Annotated in this window: 14 protein-coding genes; 6 read left to right on the forward strand and 8 right to left on the reverse strand. The window is 64.7% G+C overall.

Translation table 11 applies throughout. The features are described from left to right. Nucleotides 1-89: 89 nt before the first annotated feature. Nucleotides 90-1,433, reverse strand: a complete 1,344-nt coding sequence (locus ASF32_RS12360; RefSeq protein ID WP_056428498.1) for a dicarboxylate/amino acid:cation symporter — start codon at nt 1,431-1,433, stop codon at nt 90-92. Nucleotides 1,434-1,831: 398 nt separating this feature from the next. On the opposite strand from ASF32_RS12360, the gene ASF32_RS12365 reads away from it, so the two are divergent. Both ASF32_RS12365 and ASF32_RS12370 read left to right on the forward strand, forming a co-directional pair. Beyond that, a complete protein-coding gene (locus ASF32_RS12365) occupies nt 1,832-3,625 on the forward strand; it encodes an ATP-binding protein (protein ID WP_244478215.1) in 1,794 nt (597 codons plus the stop codon). Beyond that, the gene (locus ASF32_RS12370) at nt 3,622-4,980 is read left to right on the forward strand and encodes a sigma-54 dependent transcriptional regulator (protein ID WP_056428504.1); all 1,359 of its coding nucleotides are present in this window, start codon (nt 3,622-3,624) and stop codon (nt 4,978-4,980) included. The genes ASF32_RS12365 and ASF32_RS12370 overlap by 4 nt, the downstream gene beginning before the upstream one ends. A gap of 19 nt (nt 4,981-4,999) precedes the next feature. Here the strand turns inward: ASF32_RS12370 and ASF32_RS12375 are convergent, their stop codons facing one another. The 3 genes from ASF32_RS12375 to ASF32_RS12385 all read right to left on the reverse strand — a co-directional run bounded on the left by ASF32_RS12375 (nt 5,000) and on the right by ASF32_RS12385 (nt 6,215). Next, nucleotides 5,000-5,467, reverse strand: a complete 468-nt coding sequence (locus ASF32_RS12375) for a lysozyme inhibitor LprI family protein (RefSeq protein ID WP_244483630.1) — start codon at nt 5,465-5,467, stop codon at nt 5,000-5,002. 60 nt (nt 5,468-5,527) lie between these two features. After that, nucleotides 5,528-5,779 (reverse strand): hypothetical protein, encoded by a 252-nt coding sequence (locus tag ASF32_RS12380; protein WP_056428507.1) that lies wholly within the window; start codon nt 5,777-5,779, stop codon nt 5,528-5,530. A 112-nt stretch (nt 5,780-5,891) separates the two neighbouring features. Next, nucleotides 5,892-6,215, reverse strand: a complete 324-nt coding sequence (locus ASF32_RS12385; protein ID WP_056428511.1) for a YbjQ family protein — start codon at nt 6,213-6,215, stop codon at nt 5,892-5,894. A 374-nt stretch (nt 6,216-6,589) separates the two neighbouring features. Between ASF32_RS12385 and ASF32_RS12390 the strand changes: the two genes are divergently transcribed. The 4 genes from ASF32_RS12390 to ASF32_RS12405 all read left to right on the forward strand — a co-directional run bounded on the left by ASF32_RS12390 (nt 6,590) and on the right by ASF32_RS12405 (nt 12,254). Then, nucleotides 6,590-6,919: a multidrug efflux SMR transporter gene (locus tag ASF32_RS12390; protein ID WP_056428514.1), complete on the forward strand. Its 330-nt coding sequence runs from the start codon at nt 6,590-6,592 to the stop codon at nt 6,917-6,919. A gap of 52 nt (nt 6,920-6,971) precedes the next feature. Beyond that, the gene (locus ASF32_RS12395) at nt 6,972-8,171 is read left to right on the forward strand and encodes a serine hydrolase (protein ID WP_056428517.1); all 1,200 of its coding nucleotides are present in this window, start codon (nt 6,972-6,974) and stop codon (nt 8,169-8,171) included. Between the two features lie 865 nt (nt 8,172-9,036). After that, nucleotides 9,037-10,272 (forward strand): HlyD family efflux transporter periplasmic adaptor subunit, encoded by a 1,236-nt coding sequence (locus ASF32_RS12400; protein WP_056428519.1) that lies wholly within the window; start codon nt 9,037-9,039, stop codon nt 10,270-10,272. Next, nucleotides 10,254-12,254 (forward strand): glycosyltransferase, encoded by a 2,001-nt coding sequence (locus ASF32_RS12405; protein WP_056428522.1) that lies wholly within the window; start codon nt 10,254-10,256, stop codon nt 12,252-12,254. Before ASF32_RS12400 ends, ASF32_RS12405 begins: the two co-directional genes overlap by 19 nt. A 497-nt stretch (nt 12,255-12,751) precedes the next feature. Here ASF32_RS12405 and ASF32_RS12410 read toward each other — a convergent pair whose 3' ends face one another. From ASF32_RS12410 to ASF32_RS12425, 4 genes are all read right to left on the reverse strand, one after another. Further along, a complete protein-coding gene (locus ASF32_RS12410; protein WP_244483631.1) occupies nt 12,752-14,290 on the reverse strand; it encodes a DUF4105 domain-containing protein in 1,539 nt (512 codons plus the stop codon). A gap of 508 nt (nt 14,291-14,798) precedes the next feature. Continuing rightward, nucleotides 14,799-15,704: an NAD(P)/FAD-dependent oxidoreductase gene (locus ASF32_RS12415; RefSeq protein ID WP_056428525.1), complete on the reverse strand. Its 906-nt coding sequence runs from the start codon at nt 15,702-15,704 to the stop codon at nt 14,799-14,801. Then, entirely contained in the window at nt 15,694-16,158 is a 465-nt protein-coding gene (locus ASF32_RS12420; RefSeq protein ID WP_056428528.1) for an Rrf2 family transcriptional regulator, read from the reverse strand. Before ASF32_RS12420 ends, ASF32_RS12415 begins: the two co-directional genes overlap by 11 nt. 218 nt (nt 16,159-16,376) lie before the next feature. After that, nucleotides 16,377-17,399 carry a helix-turn-helix domain-containing protein gene (locus tag ASF32_RS12425; protein ID WP_244483632.1) on the reverse strand — a complete coding sequence of 341 codons (1,023 nt, stop codon included), beginning with the start codon at nt 17,397-17,399 and terminating at the stop codon, nt 16,377-16,379. Nucleotides 17,400-17,789: the final 390 nt, after the last annotated feature.

The raw sequence follows: 17,789 nt of genomic DNA on the forward strand, positions 1-17,789 counted from the left end.
GGGCTGCCGGGCCATTGCGGTCCGGCAGCCCCTTTCGGATCGACTTCGAGCCGCCTGGATCGCCACCCGGCTCGAAGTCGGTACGGGCGTTACTCCGCAGCCTGGAGAACCGGCATCTCCGCTGCCAGAGGCATCGGGTTGCCGCCCAGTGCCGCCGCGAGTCTGACCTCGTCCACTTCACCTTCCCAGCGGGCGACCACGATGCAGGCCACGGCATTGCCGATGAAGTTGGTGAGCGCGCGGCACTCGGACATGAATCGGTCGACGCCGAGGATCAGCGCCATGCCGACGACGGGCACCGAGGGCACCACCGCGAGGGTCGCCGCCAGGGTGATGAAGCCCGAACCAGTGACGCCGGCCGCACCCTTGGAGGAGAGCATGGCTACGAGGAGCAGGAGGCCCTGCTCGCCATAGGTGAGCGGCGTGTCCGTGGCCTGCGCGATGAAGAGGGCCGCCATGGTCATGTAGATGTTGGTGCCGTCGAGGTTGAACGAGTAGCCGGTGGGGACCACGAGGCCGACGACGGGCTTCGAGCAGCCGGCGCGCTCCATCTTCTCGAGCAGCGAAGGCAGGGCCGACTCGGAGGACGAGGTGCCGAGCACCAGCATCAGTTCCTCCTTGATGTAGCGGATGAGCTTGATGATCGAGAAGCCGTTATAGCGGGCGACGAGGCCGAGCACGCCGAGCACGAAGATCGCCGAGGTCAGGTAGAAGGCGCCGACGAGGTAGGCGAGGTTGGCGAGCGAGGCGATGCCGTATTTGCCGATGGTGAAGGCCATGGCGCCGAAGGCACCGATGGGGGCGACCTTCATGATGATGTTGACGACGCCGAAGATGGCTTCCGACAGCACCTTGATGATGTCGAGGACCGGCTTGCCGCGATCACCCAGGAAGGCGAGGCCGAAGCCGAACAGCACCGAGAAGAACAGGACCTGAAGGATTTCACCGCCCGAGAACGCACCCACCGCCGTGGTCGGGATGATGTTCATGAGGAAGTCGGTGATCGACTGCGTCTTCGCCTTGTCGGCGTACATCGCGATCGACTTCGGATCGAGGGTCTTCGGATCGATATGCATGCCTGCGCCCGGCTGGACGAGGTTCGCCACGATCAGGCCGACGATGAGGGCCAGGGTCGAGAAGGTGATGAAGTAGATGAGCGCCTTGCCACCGACGCGGCCGACCTTCTCCAGGTTGGTCATGCCGGCGATGCCGGAGACGACCGTGAGGAAGATCACCGGCGCGATGATCATCTTGACGAGCTTGATGAAGGCGTCACCGAGCGGCTTCATGTCCGCGCCGACCTGCGGATAGAAGTGGCCGAGGGTGATGCCGATCGCCACGGCGACCAGCACCTGGAAATACAGCGTGCGATAGAGGGGCTTCGGCTTTGCCGGCGCATGCGGCGCGGTCAGCGGAGACGGTATGGTGGCCATGGCGGGCTTCTCCCTGGAGATAGATAAAATTGGGTCGGATCGGTGCGCCGGTTCTGTCCGGGCATCGTCGTCTCTTGGTCTTGGCGTCGGGACACTCGCCCCTTCGGCTTGCAGCCCTGCGAACAGCGCAGGCCTGCGTTTCGGTCTAGGAATGGCAACCCGCGTGCCAGCTTGGGAACTCCTGAAATATTTCTTTAAGATATTGATTCCAGACATATTTCTCTTGTCGGCGAGGTTCCCATTCGCGGCCCCGGTGCGAAATCCCGCACTCAGTCGCCAAATTCCGTCCGGGAAATCGCACTGATGCGAAGCACGTGAATCAGAATTCTTCTCTCCGCGGCGGAACCGAACCGCGATGGCGCGCGCGGTGGCATCGCACCCTCGTTCCGGTCGCCTGCCTGATCCTGGTTCTCGTTGGGGCATGGCTCGCTGGGCGCGCGGCCGAGCGCTGGGCGCTGACGGACCTTCGCCGTACGGCCCAGGCCGCCCTGGCGCTGCAGGTCGGCGCGTTGAGGGCCGAAATGCAGAAGCAGGCCTCGCTTCCGCTGGCCCTGGCCGCGGATCCTGAGATCGCAGCAGTCGCGGGTCGTGAGCCGGGGCAACCCTTGGTCACCAGGGTCAACAGACGGCTCGCTCAGATCGCGGCGGCCACGGGCGCGGCGGTGATCTACGTCATCCGCTCCGACGGGATCACGGTGGCTGCGAGCAATGCAGGGTCGGAGCGCAGCTTTCTCGGCCGGGACTATGCTTTCAGGCCCTACTTTCGGCAGGCTATGACCGGCGGCGCCGGATCGCAATTCGCCCTGGGTACGGTGAGCGGCCGGGCGGGCCTCTACCTCTCGCGGCGGATCGACGAATCCGGCGGCGTGGTGGTGGTGAAGATCGAATTCCACGACGTCGAGGCCGCGTGGCGGCAATCGGGGGATGGGGTGTTCGTGGCGGATGCAAGGGGCATCGTCCTCGTGGCGAGTGATCCCACGTGGAACTTCGCGACCCTCCGCGAGGTCGGCGAGGACGAGCGAAAGCGCATCCGCGCGGCGCTGGAATTCGGCGACGCCCCGCTCACGGCGCTTCCGCTCCACCCCGTCGGGGGGATGCAAGATCTCGTCCGCGTCGGGCAGGGGTCGCGGCCGGCGCGAACCGCCCTGGCCCTCGACGCCCCCATTCCAGGTACCGACTGGCGACTCCATACCCTGACGCCGGTGGGTTCTGCCGTGGACCGCGAGCGGGTGCAGGCCTGGATCATCGCCGCCCTCGGCACCGGGCTGGCCTGTATCGGGATCGCGACCGTGGCGGGCCGCCGGCGACGGACACGCCAGCGCCTCGCTCAAGCCGCGACGCGCCGGGAAGAGTTAGAGAGGAGCGTTCGTGAGCGGACGATGGAACTCACCGACGCCAACAGGATGCTGCGGCTGGAAATCGAAGAGCGACGGAGGGCGGAGGAGGAGCGACGGCAGGCGGAAGCCGAGCGCGAACGCCTCGGCCGAGAACTCGCTCAGGCCGGGCGGCTCGCGGCCTTGGGCCAGTTCGCCGCCAGCATGGCGCACGAGATCAATCAGCCGCTGGCCGCCATCCGCTCCTACGCCGACAACGCGGCGATCCTGGTCCGACGGGGCCGGGGCGAGGAAGCGGCGGAGAACGCTTTCGCCATCGGCCGCCTCACCGACCGGATCGGCGGCCTGACGCGGCAGCTCAAGGGTTTCGCCCGGCGTGCATCGCCCCGACGCGAGCCCGTGCCCCTCGCCGATATCCTCGCCAACAGCCTGGAACTGGTGGAGGCACGGGCGAAGGCGGCCGGGATCGCGCTCACGGCGGAGACGCCGGCCCCTGGCCTCTGCGTTCTCGGTGACGGGCCGCGCCTCGAGCAGGTCGTGGTCAACCTGCTACAGAATGCCCTCGACGCGGCGGCGGGACACACCGAGCCGCGTGTCTCCATCCTGGTGCGGAACCTGCCCGGGGAGCGTGTGGCGGTCGAGGTGCGCGATACCGGGCCGGGCTTGCCTGAGGCCATTCGGGCCCAGCTCTTCGACGCCTTCTTCACCACCAAGTCCGATGGGCTCGGGCTCGGGCTCGCCATCGCCCGCGGAATCGTCGAGGATTGCGGCGGCAGCCTGAACGCCTTGGACGATCCGGCCGGCGGGGCGGTGTTTCGGATGGAACTGGCCAAAGCCCCCGTGGAGACGACACCGTGAGCGTTGAAGAGGGTGCGGGCGGGTTGGCCGAACGGGTCGTCTTCATCGACGACGAGGCGGATGTCTGCCGCGCCAACCGCCAGAGCCTTGAGCTCGATGGGTTCACGGTGGAGACCTTCGGGGCCGCCGGACCGGCGCTGGCCGCCATCCTCGCCGATCCGCCCGGCCTTGTGGTTACCGACGTGCGCCTGCCCGATCTCGACGGCATCGCTCTGTTCGGGCGGATCAAGGCCATCGATGCGGAACTGCCGGTCATCCTGATCACCGGGCATGGCGACATCCGCATGGCGGTGAGTGCCATGCGCGACGGGGCCTACGATTTCCTGTCCAAACCCTATCCGGCCGAATCCCTCGTCGCCTCGGCGCGCCGCGCTCTGGAACGGCGCCGGCTCGTTCTCGAGAACCGCACCCTGCGCGCCCGGCTGGACGCGGCGGTGGAGGAGGACCCGGCCTTCCTCGGCATTTCCCCGGAGATGGTGCGCCTGCGCCGTCTCGTGCGGGATGTCGCCGATGCCGATGTGGACGTTCTCGTCTTCGGCGAGACCGGCTCGGGCAAGGAGGTGGTGGCGAGCGCCCTGCACCGCTGGAGCCGGCGCGCGAGCCGGAACTTCGTGGCGATGAATTGCGGCGCGCTACCCGACAGCGTCGTCGAGAGCGAACTCTTCGGCCATGAGGCCGGTGCCTTCACCGGCGCCCTCAAGCGCCGCGTCGGCCGGATCGAGTACGCTCAGGGCGGCACGCTGTTCCTCGACGAGATCGAGAGCATGCCATTGGGCCTGCAGGTGAAACTCCTGCGCGTCCTGCAGGAGCGGGCGGTGGAGCCGTTGGGCAGCAACGAGATCCGCGCCATCGACATGCGCGTGGTGGCCGCGACCAAGGTCGACCTCGGCCAGGCGGCGGCGCAGGGCACCTTCCGAGACGACCTCTACCACCGCCTCAACGTCATCACGATTGCGATTCCGCCCCTGCGCGAGCGGCGCGAGGACGTGATGCTGCTGTTCCAGGAGTTCCTGACCCGCGCGGCGACGCGCTTCGGGCGGGAGCCGCGGGCAATCACGCCGGCCGTGCGGGAGCACCTGCGCCGGCACGACTGGCCCGGCAACGTGCGCGAGCTCGGCCATTTCGCCGAGCGTCACGCCCTCGGCCTCGGCCAGCACGACGCGCCCTCACCGGAGGCCGCCAGCACCGGAACCCTGGCCGAGCAGGTCGACCGGTTCGAGCGGGGCCTGATCCGCGAGGAGCTGATCATGGCCGGCGGCGACGTCCGCATCGCCGCCGAATCCCTCGGCACGCCGCGCAAGACCCTCTACGACAAGATGGCCCGGCACGGCCTCACGCCCACCGATTATCGCTGAGCGAAAGGTCGGCCCGGATTCAGTGAAGCGGGTAGCGGCTCAGGATGTCGCCAGTCCGCTGGACGGTCTTATCGTAGAGGCACGCGTAGGTCGCCGTTGTGGTCCCGCTGCCGCTGTTCCACTCGCTGACGATCAGAGCCCCGCAATCGGCGTCGCGGAACGCGATCCAGGCACGCTGCGCCGCGGCGAGTTGCGCCTTCCACTCCGTCTTGGCCTTGGCATCCTTGCCGCTATCGTCCGCGTCGATCACCGAGAGCGCCTTCCGGTAGGCTTCGTTCAGTGCCTTGTCGGCGCCCTCCAGGGCTTTCTCCATGCATTCCGCCGTCTCGGGAGTGGAGTTCTCGGTCGTGCAGAGCTTCGCCGAGGGCTGAGCGGCGGACACGGCCGTCGCCGAACCTGCGAGCGCCAGCAGCACGGCGAGGACGAGAAAGCCGGAGCGACGGCTCGTCTCCCGCCCGCCATGGATCTCTTGGTCAGGCATCGTCATGCTGCGGAGATCCTTCGGAAGGGAACGGGAGGCGGCCGGAATCGCGGGAAGCGTGCGGTGTCAGAAACGGCGCTCCTTGCGGTCCGGGTTCGGGCCGGTGGTGTGATAGCTGGCCATGCAGGCGTGATAGATCTGCGAACCGAGGTCGTAGAGGCTGAGATTGCTCGGGTTGGCGGCGCTGAACACCTGCGCCCTGGCCTGCTCGCGGCAGGCGGCGTCCTGCGGGCTCTGGATCGGCGGCTCGTTCACCTGCTGGGCAAGGGCGGCACCCGTGAGGGCGATGAAGAGACATGCGGTCAGGGTCGTGCGCATCGTGTCGGATTCCGTCGTGGGAGAAGAGGAACGTGATGGGGCCTCACCGCCAGAAACCCGAGGTTTGTCAAGGCGATAGGGATGAACGTCCCGACCTGGCGGGATGCGGCGGTCAGGCGTTGCGCTCGACGATGGCGGCGGTGCCGTAGGCGACGACCTCCATCATGTTCTGGTCGGTTTCGGAGGAGTCGAACCGCATCGTCAGGACGGCGTTCGCGCCGAGCTGAGCCGCGTTCTGCGCCATGCGGTCGATGGCCTGGCCGCGCGCTTCCTCGATCAAACGGCTGTATTCGCCGACTTCGCCCCCGACGAGGGAGCGCAGGCCGGCACTGAAATTTCCGACCGCGCCCCGGCTGCGGACCACGGCGCCGAAACAGGGGCCTCGCACTTCGCGGACCGTGCAACCCGGAATGGTTTCGGTGGTGACGATGATCATGCCGGAACGCTCCTCACGGATTCTCCCGTCCCGGAAGGCCAGGGAGAATCTCGCGCAGTCTGTGACCAATCTGTGCCGTGAGACCCCGAGCGGAGCAAGACTCGATCGACGGGCAGACTTTCCAATTCGGCGCGGGCCGCCCGGACCAGTTGTGCCAAAACGGCAGACCGTCACCGCCACGCGCACCCGGTTTCGACCGCCATCGGACGGGCCTTCGTGCGCCATCCGACACGCGAAATTAACGGCCCCCGTGCTTTTGAAATCCGTGGCCGTACCGCGCGATTCCGCTACCGGCCTCGGACATGACGCGGACATCGCCATGCGGATGGCCACGGATTCCGCTTTCAGCCTGCCCCCGCACGGACGCCTCGCAGATGAACCCCTACCTCCTCCTTGCCTTCGCCATCAGCGCCGAGGTGACGGCGACCCTCGCCCTCAAGGCCGCCGACGGCCTGACCAAACCGCTGCCGACCATCGTCGTGGTGCTGGGCTACGGCACGGCGTTCTGGCTGATGTCGAACAGCATGAACATGCTGCCGATCGGGATCGTCTACGCGATCTGGGCCGGGGTCGGCATGGTCGGCGCGGCGGTCGGCGGCGCGCTCCTGTTCCAGGAGCCGATCACCCTGCCGATGATGATCGGGATCGCGGTGATCGCCGTCGGGGTGACGATCCTCGCTTCGGGCCAGACCGCGCCTCACTGAAGGACGGGGCTCCGCCGGCGGCCGGGGCCGGCCAAGAGGTGTACCGAGCGTCATGTCGAGATTGCACCGCCTCCGGCCCCGCTTCCGTCGGCCTTGGCTCGCCGGGGCGCTGATCTGCGCCGGGGCGCTGGGTGGGATAGCTGCCGCCATCGGGCCGCTGCTCGGCGTGCCGAACCCGGTCACCCTGGCGGCCCTCGCCATCGTCGAGCCCTCCTCCGTCGGCACCTGGTTCGCGAGCCGTCCGGTGGCGGCCGGGCCCTCGTCCCGCGCCCTGCCCGCCCGGCCCCGCGCGATTCTCGGCCATGTCCCCTGGAAGGGACACAATGTTCCCCTGGCGCAGATGCTGGAGGCGACCCACACCAACGCCCTGCTGGTGACCCAGGACGGCGTCCTCGTCCATGAATGGTACCGCCACGGTTCGGGGCCGGCGACGCTGTTCCCGTCCTGGTCGGTGGCGAAATCGGTGGTCTCGCTGCTGGTCGGGCAGACGATCGCCGAGGGCAAGCTCGCCGAGACGGACCACGTGGCGACCCTGCTGCCGTATCTGCGGGGCGAGCCGGCCTTCGGCCGCATCACCGTCCGCGACCTCCTCGACATGACGAGCGGACTCGCGGTGCCGGAGAATTACGACCCGTGGAACCCCCTGGTGGGGACCGCCGGCATGTACCTCACCCGCGACATCCGCGATTTCGTGCGCGACCACGCCACCCTGTCGTCGAAGCCCGGCAGCACGGGCCAATACCGCAGCATCGACACCGAGATCCTCGGCCTGATCCTCGCGGAGGTTCAGAAGAAGCCCCTGGCCGACCTCCTCTCGGACGCGATCTGGAAGCCCATGGGCGCAGAGGCGAACGCGACCTGGAATCTCGACCGGCCGGGGGGAACGGAGAAGGCCTTCTGCTGCATCAACGCCGTGGCGCGGGACTTCGCCCGCCTGGGGCTGATGGTGGCCGACCATGGCCGCGTCGGCGGCACGAACATCGTTCCCCCGCGCTGGATCGAGCGGATCGAGACCCCGGCCCGCAGGGATGTCGACGGCTGGCCCTACTCTGCGCAATGGTGGCACGTGCCGGAGGGCGACGACGACATCTCCGCCATCGGCGTCTATGGCCAGTACATCTACATCAACCGCCAGACCGGCACGGTGATCGTCAAGCTCAGCGATCACGGCGCCGAGCAGGACGAAGAAGACACACTGGCGGTGATGCTGGCGATCTCCCGCGCGCTGGCCGCGACCCGCCCGGCGCACTGAGGCGAACGGCCGGGCGGCGGGACCACACAGCTCTCCCTGTCATCCGAGCCAAGGGTATAGGCCGATGATGCGCAATCTCAGTTGTTCGGCATGGACTTGCACAGACGCATCTTCAGCCTCGATGCCTATGCCGAGGGCCTATTTTCATTTGCTTGTCCAAGATCTTACTCATCCTGAGGTGCCGCGTAGCGGCTTCGAAGGAGGCATCCAGGGACCGCTTCGGTGTCTGGAGGGCTCCTTCGAGGCCCGCTGACGCGGGCGCCTCAGGACGAGGTAAAGCTTTGGAACAACAACTTGAACCGGGCTACATCGATCTAGTGGGGAACATCTGACGTTTGGTACTTGCCGCAGGGTCCGCTTTCGACCCTTTGCAGACGTTGAGAAGGTCCGCCTCCAGGCAGCTTGGTGAAACAGAAGGTACGGCCGGGTTGGGTGGATTAGTGACTGCCCGTTCTTCAAAATTATCAGCGGCAAAGCCCACATGACTGAGGAACTTTTTCCGAGGCAGGCGTTTTTAGGTCTTCCGTCACATCGCCCAGCGCGACGACAAGCCGACGCGCAACTACACGTTGGCTATTAAGCTTGCAGTCGTCATCGTCTTCCGGTCCTACCCGTGCTCAGCCCCTAGGCATCCCGCAGCTTGCTCGATAATATCGAAGCGGCATACCCGCTGCTCGATCAAAACTGAACGGGCGAAACGGGCAGGCAGCGCTCTCCAGGCGCTAAGAACTGCTCGCCATCCCACGCCAGATGACTGCCTCCGAACCTACAGGACAAGAAATCGAGTTTGGCTTAAATTTGAGTATTCACCTAAACGAATGGGAAGTCGGTTCTACGTAATCATTGGTTTCCTTAGGAATCGCAAATGAACTGGAACAGCCGAACAGTACGCATTTTCGTTGGAATCCTTTTACTCGGTGCCGCTATTCTTGCCGTGCTCCCGAGATTAACCGGGCACACCAGCCTTGATGGAACGGTGAACGCTCGCTTCACACTCGTCTCTGCGCCTATTGAAGGCGTTATCTCCGATACTCCTCCAAAAGTGGGAACGTCGCTACCGGAGGGTACTGAAGTCTTTCAAATCCACAACATGCGCATTGCTCGGACGGCCGAAGCTCAACTAGACGCTGATCTTGGTGCGTCGCGCGAAAAATTAAAGGCGCTAGAGTCACAGTTGAGCCATCTAGCCGAGATGAAGAAGGAGCTTGTAGCGCGACTTGCAGAGTATCAAAAGGCGAGTATCCAAAGCATTCAGCAAGAGATTGTTATTCGCCAGCAGCGGATTAGCACAGCTCAAGCAAATAAAGTGTCGGCGGACGCCGATTTAAGTCGTAAGCAGACTTTAGGTGTAACGGGTGTAGTGGCGAACAGTTCCGTCGAACAAGCGCGTGCTGCGTCAATTTCAGCAAGTAACGAGGGTACTATCGCAAAGGCCGAACTTGATCGCCTTGGGTACCAGCTGGAAGCACTAAAGCGGGGCACCTTCGTGGGCGAAGGACGGAACGATGTACCGTACAGCCAGCAGCGTACCGATGAAATTATGATTCAGATGGCTAACGTAGAGGCGCAAGCGATAACAGAGCGCGCTCGAATCCAGCAGCTGAGCAAACAATTGGTCATTGAACGAACTCGCAATGATCGGTTTACGTACTCCCCCGTGCAAATGCCCTTCCAGGGAGTAATTTGGCGCAACAATGTTGTAGCTGGATCGAACGTCATTGCGGGCAACGAGCTGATGCGCCTGCTCGATTGCCGCGATCTCTTCGTAGATATCCTGGTCAATGAGGTGGATTACGATGAAATCAAGCCCGGCGAGGACGCAGAGGTCCGCCTGCTTGGAACATCGGAAGTGATCCCAGGAAAGGTTGTCTCAGTGCGAGGCGCAAGTGCGGCGGTCGAGGAGGTCACACTTGCAGCTGTTCCACCAGTCAGCCGCGGCAAGAGTGCGCGCATTCGCGTTGCCTTGGCAAAGAGTGAGATGCAAACGGATTATGCCAATTTCTGTCAGGTAGGCCGAACCGTACAGGTACGCATCGCGCGCGCTAGCAATAATATTCCAATGCTGCATTGGGTGAAGAGCCTGTGGTTCAGTATTACTTAGTCCTCGCACCGACGCTACTCGTTGCTGCCTTTTTCTTCATCTTTACACTGAACTGGCCGCGAAATAAAACGTGGACTAGAGCAGTCACCTGCACGTTTGTTCTAGCCATAGCGGTGCGCTACCTTTGGTGGCGCTTCACTGCGACTGTCTTGCCGCACCCTCTGGATTACAGTTTTAGTTTTTTCTGGACGTGGTTCGTATTCTGTGTTGAGTTGGGGGCGTTCGCCGACATTCTCATCTTCTTGGTGACGATGGGGCGATATGTGGACCGCAGTACGGAAGCGGACCGCATGGAACGAGATTATTTTGCTCAGGACCCGGCGAGCCTCCCCACCGTTGACGTTTTCATCCCGACCTACAATGAGCCGCTCGATGTGCTCGAACGGACAATCATCGGCGCTTTAGCCCTCGATTACCCAAAGGACAAGCTCACCATCTATGTCTTAGATGACAAACGAAGGGGCTGGTTGCGCGAGTACTGCCAGGAGAAGGGCGTCATTCACGTCACTCGGCCGGATAATTCGCACGCGAAAGCGGGCAACATGAACAACGGGCTGAAAGTCTCGCGCGGGGATTACATCGCCATCTTTGATGCAGATTTTGTGCCATACCGGAACTTCCTGCGACGCACTGTACCGTTCTTTCAGGATCCAACCATTGGCATTGTTCAGACGCCGCAGCACTTCTTCAACAAGGATCCAGTACAATCAAATCTGAGCTTGGAGAAGGTTTGGCCCGATGAGCAGCGACTGTTCTTCGACGAGATGGCAGCAAGCCGCGATGCATGGAATGTAAGCTTCTGCTGCGGGTCATGCTCTATTGCTCGTAGAGCAGCTGTGGAGGTTATCGGCGGGTTCCCGCATGACTCAATCACGGAAGACCTTCTGACTACCCTATCGATGCTCAATAAGGGCTATAAGACCCGCTATCTCAACGAACGATTGTCAATGGGCCTCGCCGCGGAAAATCTGAAGGGCTACTTCGTGCAGCGAGGCCGCTGGTGCCGGGGTGGAATCCAGACGATCTACCTGCATAACGGGCCACTTCGGGGGCCGGGACTAAATCTTTTTCAGCGTATTATGTTCATTCCGCTCTCATGGCTCGTGCAATACACGGTCCGTCTTGTAATACTTCTCGTTCCCGCAGTTTACCTATGGACCGGCACGGCACCGCTTTTCTTTACGGGCACTGAGGATATTATCTACTATCAAGTTCCTGTGCTAGCGGCCTACTTTCTACTGATGGGATGGCTCACGCCAACCCGCTATCTGCCCCTGGTTTCCAGTGCTGTAGGAGCATTCGCCACATTCCGCATGCTGCCAGTGGTGATCTCAAGCCTTGTCAAGCCATTTGGGGTACCATTCAAGGTCACACCCAAAGGCTCGGGCAACGAGGATTCAGAATTCGACGCCTACACCTTTTTCTCTATTGCGATCTTGATCGCAGTTACCGCGCTCGGCCTCATAGTGAACATCGTGCCAGAATGGTCTCGCATCGGCGAGGGGGAGTTCTCAGTCGTCTCCGCATATTGGGCTGTCATCAACATCGTTGTCCTGATGGTTGCTGCGCTCATCTGCTTCGAGAAGCCCCGCCCATTGTCTGAGAGCTTCGCCACGGACGAGGCTGCACATATCGTTGGTCCTGGTGCTCGCTACCACGCCGCACGGATCGTCAGCCTATCTTTGGAAAGTGGAATTGCCGAGTTCGAGTTCGATCCTAAGTTTAGCCTAGGCCAGACTATAACCGTTAAGACCGAAGGATTCCCACTTCTTCACTGCACAATCGAGAAAGTTTCTGAGATTTTGGCGAATCGCCCATATACAGTGAAATTTATATTTAAGGTTTCCGGTAGAGATAGAGATAGAATGATTGTGGAGCTTTATACCGGCCGCTACAGTCAGGACATTCATGATCTTGACAAATCCGCTATAGTGGGTGGCGTCTGGTCACGTATGTTCGGAAAATCGGCCCAGACGGCTTAAGGTACGAATTGTCATCACAGCTCCTCGTTCGCTGAGCCTCCACGCCCAGTATTAGAGGCGGAACGTCCGCTTCGGGGCGAGAGGCCAGAGTCCACTCTCCACCCATCTCGGACACTCAGGACGGGTACCATCCGTCAGACTTCGACCACTCCATCAACGACATCCCGGAAAAACGCGGAAGCGCCGGCTCTATCCACCCGCCATCGTTGATCCGCGTCCTGATACGATACGGTTCGCCAGGACGTGTGCGTGAGAAAGGCCGGCGGCCGGTGCCATGGCGGCGGACGACGTGGAGGTCGTCGAGCGGCAGGAATGGAACCCGGCCGTCGTCACCGACCGGCGGAAGCGGTTCTTGTCGCTCCGGTACGCTGAAACGACGACGCTGTGGCTGGGTACCATGGGGATCTGCATATCCCCATCGCGCCAGGGTCGCCCGAACCTTCCGAGGTCTAGTCGTCCCCATCGGATGTCAGACCGACCCACCCCCGTCCTGCCGCCTACGCGGCCGGGGACCGCCGTCGGGCGAGGCTCCGCATCCGCGCCACCGCCTCGGCGCGCCAGTTGCGCAGGAGCCGCCGCTTCACGCCGTTCCAGCCGATCGCCTGGACCGGCGAGACGGGATCGATCAGGGCGCTGAGCGCCCGCGAATAATCGAGCACGAGACCCGGCGTCCATGTCATCGCGCCCGCACCGTTGCGCAGGAGCGCGGCTGCCCAGAATTCCGGGCTCATCGCCGCCTGGGCGAGGGTGCGCCACGGCTTGCCGTTCCGGTTGAACGCGCCCTCGACGGCGGCGTCGAGGGCACAGGCCACCGTCGTCGAGCAGTTCCGCGCGACGAGGTTGTAGGTCGTGTCGCGACGATAGGCGGCCCAGAAGCGCCTCAGGCGCGCGCCGTCGATTCCGTGGAGGGTGACCGTCACGGTGGCCTCGCACCAATCGTCCGCCTCCTCGCGGTAACTCGGCAGGAAGCGGCCCGGCACGTCGTTTTCCGGGCCGGCGCGCAGGGTCGCGCGGAGATGGTCGGGCGAGCGGTCGATCTCCACGGCGGGGTAGTGGCTCACATAGAGCGCCCCCTCCTCGCCCGGCTCGCCGAGCTCCAGGGCGGCATGGCCGGTGGAGATGTGGCCGTGCCCGTTCACCGAGATGACGTAGCGGTGCACCAGGCGCTGCCGGACCGGGATCGACGCCGTTCCGGTCGGCGTCCAGACATGGACGGTCAGCGCTTCCGGGCCGGTCCCGGCCAAAGGCGGCTCAGGAACTAAGTGCGGCTCGGGAGCCAAGTTTTGTCCAGGCGCCACGGGAGGGCGCCGCAACCGCAGCCCGAGGATCGCCACCTTGATCCCACTCAGGATCAGGAAGGCGCCGATGCAGAACCCGACCGTGCCGGCGTACCAAGTGGGCCAGGGTTGCAGCGTGACGATGCCGAGGGCGACTCCCAACAGCCCGTGCGCCGCCGACAGGCGCCAGCCCGGAAAGCGCAGCACATTCGAGAGTGCGAAGCGCGACAGGCCATCGAACAGGAAGGCGGCCCCGAACAGCATGGCGAGCAGGAACGTGCTCGCGGGCGAGGCCAGCATCGTCAGCACCGCCACCACGAGGAGGAGCACCGCCTTGAGGAGGCGCAGCCGACGCGCGGCGCCGCTGGCGACGAGGCCGCGGACGAACGAGCCCACCGCCTCGAACACGAGGAGGAGACCGAACCAGCGGTCGGGAATGTGGAGGGCCCCGTCGAAGGCGTCGATCACGAGCGCGAGGCCGAACGCCGTCCAGACGAGCCCCGCCCCCGTCACGATGCCCCACCGCTTGTGAACCGCGTCGCGCCCGACCAGCAGCAGCCAGAGCGGGAGCGCCATCTGGCGCGAGGGAGCCTCGGAGGCGGCGAGGAGATCGTCGACGGGGTTGCCGCTTCCCTTGCGCAGGGCAAGGCTCAGTACCCCCTGCTCCTTCGGGCTCAGCCGTTCCGGGCCGGTGGCGCCGTCGAGGCGGGACGCCTCCGTCGCGGAGCCGTCGTGGTATGGTTGAGGCCGTATGGTCACGGGTGATCGCCCCTCGGAACGCGACGTCTCCTACCCCCAGAGGCCAGAACAAGGCAAAGGTTCGCTTAAGACCGCCGGATCGTCGCGGTCTTTTCTCAAATTGACCGCGTGTCCTCCGCCGTGAAGCAAGCCCTTGGCGCGGCCACCACGCAGCAGAGCGACCGAGCGAGCGGACGACACGCGCCGCCCCGACCGGTCCCGCTCAGGACCTTTGGCTCCCCTCGGTTTCCCGGGAGCTCGGTTTCTCGGGGGCCATGACGATGGGCTGGCATGAAGGGCCGGATCGATGCCCAGAGAGCGAAAAGCCCACATGCGGCGAACCAGGACCCACCCTTTGCGCTGAAAGCTCCTCGCCGAGAGGGTCTCTGGCTATCCACGCAATGGAGTGACCGTGTTGTTCTTTTCCAGTTTGGAACGGCGGTCTCCATGGCTGGCATGGGCCGGAACCCGTCCGTCCGCTCTACGGCGGGGTTAGGTGAAAAGCAGGTGCGACAGCATCCGCACGGGGTCAGGCAGCCAGGCTTGCGAAGACGAGGGACTGGTGCACGGAAACGCCCGCCGTCACACCGTCCGCCACGGCCCAACTCACGCTATGGGGGGCGCGGGCGATGTCGCCCGCAGCGTAGACACCCGCCACCGTCGTCAGTTTGCTGGAATCCGTGCGGATGACCGGACCGAACGGTCCCTCGTCCAGCGCGCAACCCAGACGTTCCGCGAGCGGGCTGTTCAAGCGTGAACGCGGTGCGACATAGAGTGCATCGACCCCGACCGTTCGGCCGTCCACGAGCCGCACACCCGACAACGTATCGCCGTCGCCCGTGAGAGCGACCAGCGGAGCCGGCTCGATCTCGATGCCCCGTTGGACGAGCCGGACATGCGTTGCCTCATCGGGCCTATCCCCGCCGTTCAGGTAGAGCGTCGTCGGTCCCCATTCGGCGATCAGCAAAGCCTGGTGGGCGGACATCGGCGATACCGCGAGCACGCCCAGATTCCGCTCCGCGAATTCATAGCCATGACAATAGGGGCAGTGGAGGACGCTCTTGCCCCAGCGCTCGGCAAGGCCGGGCAGGTCCGGCAGAACGTCCGAGATACCGTGAGCCAGGACGAGGCGGGCGGCGTGCAGGGTCTCTCCACCCGCGAGGACGACGGTGAAGTCCTGGCCCGCGCGGGCGTCCACGACCTCCCCCGCCACGAACGTCACCTGCGGGTACCCTGCGAGCTGCGCGCGCGCCTGCGCGATCATCGCCCGGGGGTCGCTTCCGTCCTGACCGAAGAAGCCGTGGGAGGCCGCCGCGAAGCGGTTCCGCGGGTTGCCCGTATCGATCACGCAGACCGAGCGTCGCCCGCGGGCGATATAAGTCGCCGCCGACAAGCCGGCGAAGCTGCCCCCCACGATGATCACGTCAAATGCCATGGGCCTGCTCCAGGGTAAGGGTGCCGCCGCGTGCGGCGAGACGGGCATGGAAATCGGCACTGAGGGCCGCGAGGGTGACGCGGCCGAACTGCTCCAGCAGCAGCGCTTCGGCCTCGCGGAAGCCCGTATCGAGGGCTGCGTTCACGGCCTGCTCGACGAGGCAGCCCGGCGATTCCGTGCGGTTGCCGATGGCGAGGAGTGCGGGCGAACCGAGCGCGACGTAGATGTCGCGAAGGGTGATCTCGTGCAGTTCGCGCGCGATCGTCCAGCCACCACCGTGCCCGCGCTCGGACCGGACGAAGCCCGCCTCGCGCAGTCCGGCCATGATGCGGCGCACGACGACCGGATTGGTCTGCATGGCGGCGGCCAGCACCTCGGAGGTCACCGGGCCCGGCTCCTCGGCCATGTGGAGCAATACGTGGAGAATGCCGGACAGGCGGCTATCGCGTCTCATGTAGCAAACGATGTTACATAAGAGGGCACACGTCAACCCGGACGGGGCTCCTGTCCGTGAGGAATGGATTTCTGCCAACCTGCTTCCGGGCACGAAACGCCCTCGGCAGGCATCGTCCAGGGTATCCGCCGGGGCCTAACCGAAGGCCGGACCGGTGCGAGGGGGATGCGGCCGCCGTCTTACGGCGTCGATCCCGTCGGCACACCCGTATGTATAGCTCAACGCGTTTCGCGCAGCCACTTCCAGACGTGCTGCACCGTCCCCTGACCGCTGGTCTGCTGGACCACCCGGCGCTCGCCCCGCCAGGCCTGGGGTGGCGCGCCGAAGCGGTTGCGGAAGCTGCGGCTGAGCTGCGAGGCACTGCTGAAGCCGAAGACCTCGGCCAGACGGGCAAGGGTGCGCGTCTCCATCGGATCGGCCAGCACGTCGCGCATGGCCTTCAGGCGCTCGCCTTGCACGAAGTGCATCACGCCCCCTTCCGGCTCGAACAGCCGGTAGAGCGTGGCCCGCGAGACCCGCATCTGTCCGGCGATGAAGGCGGGCGAGAGATCGGACCGGGACAGGTTTTCCTGCACGATCATCCTGGCCAGCGCCATCAGGCCGCCGTCGAGGTCGCGGCCTTCGAGCACGTCCTTGGCCCGCGAGGGATCGAGCAGGCGGCGCAGGAAGCCGACGAACTCGACGGCGAGAGCCGGGGCGTCGTCGAGGCGCGTGGTCGGCAAGCGGCGGTAGAGGTCCAGAATGCGGGCGGAGAGCAACCGGTTGCGGGCCGCATCGAAGAGCATCTCATGATCTTCCAGCGGCAACCCATGGAGGCGGGCGCAGGGGACGACGATGCCGGTCGTATCGGCGCGGTCGAGCATGCCATCGAGCAGGTGACGGCGGCCGATGAAGGTCACGGTGCCGGCCGAGGCCGCGATCGCTTTTCCCGCGACGGTGCCCTGAAATCGGCCGGACCGGTAGAGTTGGACGGTGTACTGGTCGGACCCGGCATCGACACGTCGGCGATCGCGCTGGAGCCGCTGGGTCGAGAGCAGGGTGCGATGAGCGACGAGGTCGTCGATCGGGTACGCGATGTTGGTGCCGAAAGGCAGGACGGCGGAGCGCGTCGTCGGACTGACCTCGTACATCGGCGCCAGGAGCGTGCGCCATCGCTCGAAGGCCTCTCCGGGTGGCAAGCCCGACGTCGTCAGGCAGAAGTACGGCAGGCCCGGTTCAGCCGTCGCGTCATCTGCACCCAACGAGTCAAATCCTTCGTCACCCGACCCGTCGAAGCAACGACGTTAGGCATGAAGTCCTTGATGAGGCAACCGAAATGCACGTCGGTGGTCCGTGGAGCGTAAAAGCGTCGCAACCCGGCCGGAGAACCGCTTCGGGCGACACCGCAGGTCGGCTTCTCCGGCGAGATCGGATGGGAGTCGGACGATCCGCTTGCCGCCGCGCCGCCGACATCCTTTTGCCGCCCGAAGCGAATCTGTGATCAGGCCCTCGACATCAGAATTCGACCGATGGAAACCATGAGTCTGCGATCCCGGCCCGGGACCGTCCACGGCAAACCCGCCCTTCCCGCGAGATCGACCCTCGGTCCGGCGGGCCGGTTGTCGAGGCCGCCGGCTGCTGCCATGGTCGCG

It is taken from the genome of Methylobacterium sp. Leaf91 (assembly GCF_001422815.1).
Classification (GTDB): domain Bacteria; phylum Pseudomonadota; class Alphaproteobacteria; order Rhizobiales; family Beijerinckiaceae; genus Methylobacterium.

What these genes read in the sequence shown, in the direction of transcription:
- ASF32_RS12360 (WP_056428498.1), bottom strand. Translation starts at nt 1,433, where the DNA reads ATGGCCACCATACCGTCTCCGCTGACCGCGCCGCATGCGCCGGCAAAG.
- ASF32_RS12375 (WP_244483630.1), bottom strand. Translation starts at nt 5,467, where the DNA reads ATGACGATGCCTGACCAAGAGATCCATGGCGGGCGGGAGACGAGCCGT.
- ASF32_RS12380 (WP_056428507.1), bottom strand. Translation starts at nt 5,779, where the DNA reads ATGCGCACGACCCTGACCGCATGTCTCTTCATCGCCCTCACGGGTGCC.
- ASF32_RS12385 (WP_056428511.1), bottom strand. Translation starts at nt 6,215, where the DNA reads ATGATCATCGTCACCACCGAAACCATTCCGGGTTGCACGGTCCGCGAA.
- ASF32_RS12390 (WP_056428514.1), top strand. Translation starts at nt 6,590, where the DNA reads ATGAACCCCTACCTCCTCCTTGCCTTCGCCATCAGCGCCGAGGTGACG.
- ASF32_RS12395 (WP_056428517.1), top strand. Translation starts at nt 6,972, where the DNA reads ATGTCGAGATTGCACCGCCTCCGGCCCCGCTTCCGTCGGCCTTGGCTC.
- ASF32_RS12400 (WP_056428519.1), top strand. Translation starts at nt 9,037, where the DNA reads ATGAACTGGAACAGCCGAACAGTACGCATTTTCGTTGGAATCCTTTTA.
- ASF32_RS12415 (WP_056428525.1), bottom strand. Translation starts at nt 15,704, where the DNA reads ATGGCATTTGACGTGATCATCGTGGGGGGCAGCTTCGCCGGCTTGTCG.
- ASF32_RS12420 (WP_056428528.1), bottom strand. Translation starts at nt 16,158, where the DNA reads ATGAGACGCGATAGCCGCCTGTCCGGCATTCTCCACGTATTGCTCCAC.